The 6,214-nt window shown below is 39.8% G+C and carries 4 protein-coding genes; all 4 read right to left on the bottom strand.

Annotated features, from left to right (window positions below; translation table 11 throughout):
• Window positions 1–923: RagB/SusD family nutrient uptake outer membrane protein (locus tag WFK35_RS19565; protein WP_336734056.1), on the bottom strand; the 923-nt coding region annotated here is incomplete at its 3' end.
• Between the two features lie 9 nt (window positions 924–932).
• Window positions 933–4,136, bottom strand: a complete 3,204-nt coding sequence (locus WFK35_RS19560; RefSeq protein WP_336734053.1) for a SusC/RagA family TonB-linked outer membrane protein — start codon at window positions 4,134–4,136, stop codon at window positions 933–935.
• A gap of 20 nt (window positions 4,137–4,156) precedes the next feature.
• Window positions 4,157–5,443 (bottom strand): TlpA family protein disulfide reductase, encoded by a 1,287-nt coding sequence (locus WFK35_RS19555; RefSeq protein WP_336734051.1) that lies wholly within the window; start codon window positions 5,441–5,443, stop codon window positions 4,157–4,159.
• Window positions 5,444–5,583: 140 nt separating this feature from the next.
• Entirely contained in the window at window positions 5,584–5,982 is a 399-nt protein-coding gene (locus WFK35_RS19550; protein WP_336734049.1) for a hypothetical protein, read from the bottom strand.
• Window positions 5,983–6,214 lie beyond the last annotated feature (232 nt).

Raw genomic sequence — 6,214 nt, 5'->3', positions numbered from 1 at the left:
TGGGCTGTATTCAATCTGAAATAAATGCTCTTTCTCAGATCATTATTATCATAAGTATTATACAGTGATTGCGGAATCTTAGCCATCGAGCTTGACAACAACTGAGAATACACCATAGAAGAATGCAGAAGCACTTCAGTATTCATTGATTTTATCGGATAAGAATCGGAAGGATTTAAGGTATTGAAATCTATAAGATCATTATGGATGGCCAATGTTTGTTTTCCATATTCTAGGGCATTCTGATAATCTCCCATAAAAAGGTAGGTTCTGGAAAGATAGCCCAATGCAGTTGCTTTCGATGGGCGGATCAATGCAATTTGCGTAGCCGGTAATAACGTAGCTGCTACTTTCAGATCACTGATGATCTGATCATAAGTCTCTTTTAGCGATGATCTTTTGGAAGGGATATTCATATCCGGATCTAATCGCAGAGGTAATCCCAAATCCGTATTGGCAGTATTCTCATTATATGCCAGGCAATAAACTTGGGCCGCTTCCAGATAAATGGCAGCTCTAAGAGCCAAGGCTTGTCCTTTTAAATTTTCTGCGCCTGCAATCTGATAATGTTCGATGTTATACAAAACCGTATTGCATACATTGATCCTTCGGTAGCAGCTTCCCCAGTCATTTTCATCACTGCTGGAAACTTCACCGGGCTGCCAGGTATATAGCCTTTTTTCAAATTCATTGGTCAGGTTACCATAATCCGCATCTGTAATATAAATTTCATCCGCCGATATCTGACCGCTGATACTGTTTGACAGTACCGTGTTGAATGTCCTGTCCATCAAAGCCTGATTATCTTCTAATGTAACCGGTGTTGCCAGTCTGGAATCCGATTTTTCATCTAAAAAATCCGAACAGCCAGTAATGCTACACAATGCCCAGAAGGCGAATATGTTTAAAAATATATTTTTCATAAAGGTGATTTAAAATTGTGTTCTAAGTCCGATTGAATAGGTCGTTACAGGTTTTAAAGAGTAAGTTCCCCAATTGTAATCCGGGTCGATGCCTGCTTTATTGGCCTTCCAAAGTATGCCCAGATTATTTGCCGATGCAAAGAGCTGTAAATTCTGAATAGGCAAACTCCTTAAACTCTCTTTCCTGAAATTATAGTTAAGGGTAAGGTATTGCAACCGGATATGATCACCTCTTTCCACCAAGACACTGGAACCGTTGTAAAAAGCATCCCTCGCTGAATTGGTTGTGTATGGATTGGAAGGTACATTCGTCCATAGCTCATCACCAGGATTCTGCCATCTCTTGGTATAGTCGCTATGCCCGTCACGGCTCGAAATCAGGTCGGTGTAGTTGATAGAACTTCTTCTGAACCAATACCCGAACTTATAACTGATGCCGACATCCAGCGAAAACTGTCTGTAGGCAACCGTGTTGATGAATGACCCGTACTTTGTAGGAATCGCAGACCCGAAGTATTCCAAGTCTTCAATTCCTTTAGCAGAGTTCAATATTTTAGTGTAATCTTTACTGACCTCTCCATTCAGATAGCCTTGGGGATCTCCGGTTTTTGGGTCAAGACCCGCCCATTTGTAGGCGAATACACTGTACACGGGAAGCCCGGCAATACCGCTTATCGGAGCGATGGAACCTGAATTAACAACAAAGTTATTAGCAAAGGTGGTTGGTAAATAATAGTTGGTGACCTTGTCATTATAGACACTGAAATTAATAATACTGTTCCATTTTATGGTCTTATCAATATTTAGCGTTTTAAGTTCGATATCCATACCGCGGCCTCTCATTCCGGCGACATTCCAGAGCATACTTTTAACTCCGGTGGTGTAATCCAATGGTGCCGTACCAAAGAGGTTGCTTCCTTCCTTCGTAAAATATTCAACTGAACCGGTAATGATATTATTTTTCAGCCCAAAGTCCAATCCTATATTCATCATTTTGATAGTCTCCCAGCGAAGGTTGGGATTATAAAATTTATCGATTCTTGCGGTATTGCCTCCGGTATACACTGAAAGATCTGTATCAAATAGTATCGTAGTCACAGCCACCATCGAAGGGTCGATATTTCCGTTAAAACCATAAGAGCCTCTTAATTTCAGGTAAGGAAGAAAACCGGAATTGTAAAAAGCTTCATTCGCAACATTCCAGGACAGACCAGCAGACCAAAAGGGATTCCATTGCTGATTGGTCTTCAATCCGAAAAGATTACTTGCATCCTGTCTTACACTTCCGGATAATGTGTAGCGTTTATTATACGTATATGCAGCATTGGCGTACAGCGAAACAAAACGGATATTGGTTTCCCGAAGTGAGGTTCCTCTTTCGATAAAATCCATACTTCCCGTTACAAAATTGGGGTATTGTTTGGTATAATCAATACCGGCAGTCGATAACGGATTGGTATTGTAACCGTAATACCTGTTATTATCATATCGGGTAATGGTTTCCCTGATCTCACCTCCTGCAATAGCACTAATGGAATGCTTTCCAAAGTTTCTATTGTAGTTCAATTGTCCTCTCAGGTTATTGACTGCTGTTTCAGACAGCCCCTTATCAAAAATTCCTCCTTTGGGAACAACAAAACTGATACTGCCGTCCATATTCTTTTTTGCAAAATTATTCACGTAATTTCTTGCGTAATAACTCTGTTCATCATAGAGCGTTCTGCTTTCCCCGTTGTTGTGCTGATATTGATATTTGATATCGATATCCAAACCTTTGATAATTCTGTAATTCAGGCCTGCGTTGAGAATAAATTCGTTTGTTTTATTTTGAACGATATTATGCATCCAATCGCTCAACGGATAGTAATTCCAGTCCAGAAGTCCTGTTCCCCGCAAACTGTTTTTATAATCCTGATCCAGCATATGGTTCATCACCAGAGTGTTTCCGGCATCATCTGCGAACTCTATATAGGGAACCTTCCAGTTATTGCGCATCGTGATGCTATTGTAGGCACTTCTGCCACTTTTTGTTATTGTGTTTGTGTAGTACATTCCGGTGGTTACGGTCAGCTTTTCAGTTGGTTTCCAGATATTCTGAAAACGGGCATTCAAGCGCTCATACTTTTCACTTAAATTCCCTGTATTATTGTCATACCCAATAAATGATGTCCAGGATAATTTAGGAGTGCTTCCAAAAATATTGAGCGCATACTGCCTGTTTTCCACAGGCTGATACATATACTTGCTGTATTGTTCTCTCACATCAATATTCCTTAATCTGTTGATTTCATTCATCGCATCATTATGGGAAAGAAGCCCCTGTTTTTCTTTATTTAGAATGGTAACCACTGGTGTTAAAGCAGGATGGTTTGCAGAATTGAGATCAGTATCATAATAGCCTTGGTTAAAAAGCTTCATTTCTACATCGATGAAGTCACTGCTGGAAATCTGTCTGCTGTAATCTAAGTCTGGCTTTGCACTCAGAGTGGTGTTAGCTGTAAATTCCACAGATGTTGTCTGACTCGTTTTAGCCGCTTTGGTGGTAATCACGATGACCCCATTGGCTGCTCTCGCTCCCCAGATACTTGATGCGGCTGCATCCTTTAAGATTGTAACACTCTCAATGATGTTAGGGTTAATATTGCTGATACTCCCTTCGTATGGAAAATTATCAACAACAATCAGTGGATTTTTAGGACCCTGCATCGTACTTAAGCCTCTAATCATTAGCTGTCCATCTTCAGTCAGTCCTTTACTGACGGTTAGACCATTGGCTATCGAAGGGAGCCTGTCCATAATGTTGGTGGTCACCTGTTGCTGCAATAATTTATTATCAACTGATGAAAAGGAACCCGTAGATCTCTCCTTGGGAATTTTCTGATATCCGGTGGATAAAGAAACTTCTTCTATTTCTGTAACCTTCGCAGATAATGATATGGTAAGCTCCTTTTGCAATGGAAATTGAATATCTAATGACTGACTTTCGTAGCCTGCTTTGCTTATTAATAAAGATAATCGGGATTCAGCGGTTGTGAGACTGAATATTCCGTTTTTGTCGGTATTGGTAACTGCATTAATGTTCTGGATGATCACCGCAACTCCGGATAAAGGTTTCCCTGTTGCACTTTCTGTTATTTTTCCTGTAACGGTGTGTTGTTGTGCGGCTATCAGGGAACTGAAGCAGATTACCGGAAATAGTATATAGTTTTTCATAATGTTTTTAATGATTAATATTATTTATCCTTTATCACCAGCATTGGCAGTTCCTTCTCGGTTTCAACTAACTCAAGGTCATAGGCGGAAAGTTCTTTTTGAATCGTTTTCAGGCCTTGAAAATTTGAAAACTTCAGATCTACTTTTCCTTGATAGCCCGTTTCATCTATTACAGGCAATGAGGTAATATCATTGGTCGCTTCTAAAGCGGACAGTAAATAATCGAGAGTGACATTTCGTAATTGGTATGGCGGTTTTAATACATCTCCAATCGATTCGCCACCTTTCGATGTAATCTTATCAATATCTGAAGTTCTTCTTAGAACCAAACATTTAACCTGTTTCTTTTCGATACTGGCAATATAATTGGAATTTTCATTGACGTACCTCAGCATTTTGGAGTAAAGATTTTTCGCTTCGTCTTTTGGAACAATGTATTCGATGCTGTACAGCTTCTCAAAATTTCCACCGGTTGTTGTATTGAAATCGATATTTTCAGTATTTTTAACCAGATTGATAAGACGTTTATCTGAAAATTTGTCACCGAACTCCCGAAATAGCTCATACGAAATACCTCTGTAGATATTCATCAGGGAAAAGTTAGTAAACTGCCGCCCGTAAACGATTTCTCCATCTCTATGGAACCCGGAACCAAATGGGATCGCTCGTATTCTTCCTTTAGCAAAGAGACTATAACCAATAATACTGCTCAGTTTTTCCAGTTCAAAATTCTCAGAGAGCATCAGCGGACGTTTTCTGTCGATCTGAATGACGGTCTGCAAAGAAGAGGTTTCATTCTTCAAAACCGCTGCGATAGTTTTCTCATTGACCTGTCCGCCATCGGTGGTATTGATTATTTTTCCGTCTTTTATCCAGACAATAAAAGGGACTGCGGTATGAGGAAACATCCTAATAAGTATTTTATCATCCACAACTGAAGTGACATCTTTATAACGCTGTCCGTTGGTCGAGGCAAAGAATTTTTCTATGGTTGCCCGGTTCTGGTCGGTTACCGCTATAATATTGATTCTATCACTGAATTTCTTTTTCAGCTCTTCCATTTCCGGGAATTTCTTCAGGCAGGCACTGCACCAGGTAGCCCAGAAATCCAGAAGGATGAGTTTATTTTTGTCTGAATTAAAGCTGAAGGTTTTTTGTGAATGATTCACCACCTGAAAAGGTGTTGTCCAGAAATTGCCAGGAAGAGACTCTCCGATTTTAAGAGATTGTTTCTGGGCGAAAGATGTGGTGGCTGCTACCAGGATAAAAACAAGGGATAGGATTCCCCTGCAAAAGATATTTTTCATACTTTTGAATAGGTTTTTAATAATTATTAAAACTGATTATGCTCTTTCCTGTGGTCTGCAAACTGAGGGAAAGGGCTTTCTTATTATATTGGGGTAATTTCTAGGTACTATTTTCCATTCTCTGAATTTTACTTTAATGGTTATTGATTCTTTTGGATTCTTCTTTCGAGAATAAGATGTGCCACATCCAGCATCTTGATAAGATGGATGTAGGGTGCAAAAATTTTGCTCTCGGCTGCGTGGGCGTAAATACCCATTGAGAAATAGACTGCAACTGCGATGTAATAGTCAAAATCCCTGATGCTGTATTCTGCAAAAGCGTTTTGAAATACCACGGCTGGATTCATATATTCCTCATCCGATAGGGAAGCTTGTATCAATGGAGAATGATTCTCTGTACTACTATCCATTTCCCAGGTTGTTTCCTTTAACCTGATTGCATAGCACGCCCGCACAAAAGACCGCAAGGCCTGATGAAAATGGAAGATCACCGAAGAATCTTCATTGATCGCCGTTTTCTTTTTCCCGGCATAAATCATAATCTTGTTGAGCATTTGTTTGGTGGTAACCAGGTCATTGAAATGGAAGCAGGATTCAATAAGTTTTATCCCGGAATGTTTCCTGCTGCCTGACCAAAACCGGGCTTCAAAGTCTATTCTTTTACTTTTCAATCGTTTTTTATTTTATATGAGGTGTTTGCTTTAATGACCGCATAGGAGGAAACCCTGGAAATCTTTCATACAAAGCTCCCTGCCCATACAAGCCAAAAAT

This window comes from Chryseobacterium sp. VD8 (assembly GCF_037149975.1).
In the GTDB taxonomy this organism is placed as follows: domain Bacteria; phylum Bacteroidota; class Bacteroidia; order Flavobacteriales; family Weeksellaceae; genus Chryseobacterium; species Chryseobacterium indicum.
Note: the sequence above shows the minus strand (reverse complement) of the source record. Positions and strands in the feature narration are given on the sequence as shown.

Coding starts and splice junctions, on each gene's coding strand:
- WFK35_RS19560 (WP_336734053.1), bottom strand. CDS start 4,136: ATGAAAAACTATATACTATTTCCGGTAATCTGCTTCAGTTCCCTGATA.
- WFK35_RS19555 (WP_336734051.1), bottom strand. CDS start 5,443: ATGAAAAATATCTTTTGCAGGGGAATCCTATCCCTTGTTTTTATCCTG.
- WFK35_RS19550 (WP_336734049.1), bottom strand. CDS start 5,982: ATGATTTATGCCGGGAAAAAGAAAACGGCGATCAATGAAGATTCTTCG.